1 protein-coding gene and 1 pseudogene are annotated in these 1,184 nt (G+C 37.3%); both read left to right on the top strand.

Annotated features, from left to right (window positions below):
- Positions 1-625: pseudogene (locus DCM90_RS09700) on the top strand (family 1 glycosylhydrolase); the annotation flags it as partial.
- Between the two features lie 17 nt (positions 626-642).
- Positions 643-1,184, top strand: a 542-nt coding sequence (locus tag DCM90_RS09695) for a PTS transporter subunit EIIC (RefSeq protein ID WP_133244344.1), incomplete at its 3' end; no start/stop codon positions are given.

The following is a 1,184-nucleotide window of genomic DNA, read 5'->3' as shown; positions in this document are numbered from 1 at the left end:
CCCAGAAAGATTGGTAAAACAGCTATAGAGAGATGGCGTGTTATGGAGTCATACCGAAAAAGAGCTTCAACTGATGAAATCAAATACGGTTGATTTTCTTGGAGTAAACTACTACCATCCAAAACGTGTTCAAGCACAAGCAAATCCTGAGGAATATCAGACGCCCTGGATGCCAGATCAATACTTCAAAGAGTATGAATGGCCGGGGCGTCGCATGAATCCATATCGTGGTTGGGAAATTTTTCCGAAATCCATTTATGATATTGCTATGATTGTGAAGGAAGAATATGGTAATATCCCATGGTTTATCAGTGAAAACGGAATGGGTGTTGAAAACGAAGCACGGTTTATCGATGAAAATGGAGTTATCGATGACGTGTATCGTATTGAATTTTATGAAGAACATTTAAGATGGCTACATAAAGCCATTGAAGAGGGAAGTCACTGTTTTGGATACCACGCTTGGACCGCATTTGATTGCTGGTCTTGGAATAATGCATATAAGAATCGTTACGGATTTATCTCCGTTGATTTAGAAACGCAAAAGAGAACCATCAAGAGCTCAGGAAGATGGTATCGCAAAGTAAGTGACAATAACGGTTTTGAAGTAGAAATTGAGGAGTAAAGAGAGGAGATATTCATATGAAAAACTCAAAATTTATAGACCAATTTGCCACCTTTGCTGGTAAACTAGGGAACCAAATTCATTTAAAAACCCTAAGAGATGCATTCGTAACAGTAATGCCATTATATATTTTGGCAGGTTTAATCGTTCTTTTGAACAACACGGTATTTAAGTGGATTTTCCAAGGGGATACATTAACAAGATTCCAATATTGGGGAATAACAATTGCAAACGGTACTTTAAGTATTTCAGGTATGATTATTGCTGTAATGGTTGGTTATTTCTTAGCTAAAAACAGAGATTTCGAAAACCCGTTAGCAGCATCAATGCTATCATTAGTTTCTTTAATTGTGATGATGCCAAATACAGTTTCTGTAGTTCCTGACGGAGCAAAAGATGCTGTAAACATTTCAGGTGTTCTTTCATTCAACAACACAGGTACAGGCGCAATGTTCGCCGGGGTTATCGTAGCGATTATTGCAACAGAATTATTCATTGAATTATCAAATGTTAAAGCTTTACAAATGAACCTTGGTGAAAATATTCCACCAGCTGTTAG

The organism is Levilactobacillus bambusae, assembly GCF_003124125.1.
Lineage (GTDB): Bacteria > Bacillota > Bacilli > Lactobacillales > Lactobacillaceae > Levilactobacillus > Levilactobacillus bambusae.
The sequence above is the reverse complement of the archived record's forward strand: the minus strand, read 5'-3'. Positions and strand labels throughout refer to the sequence as shown.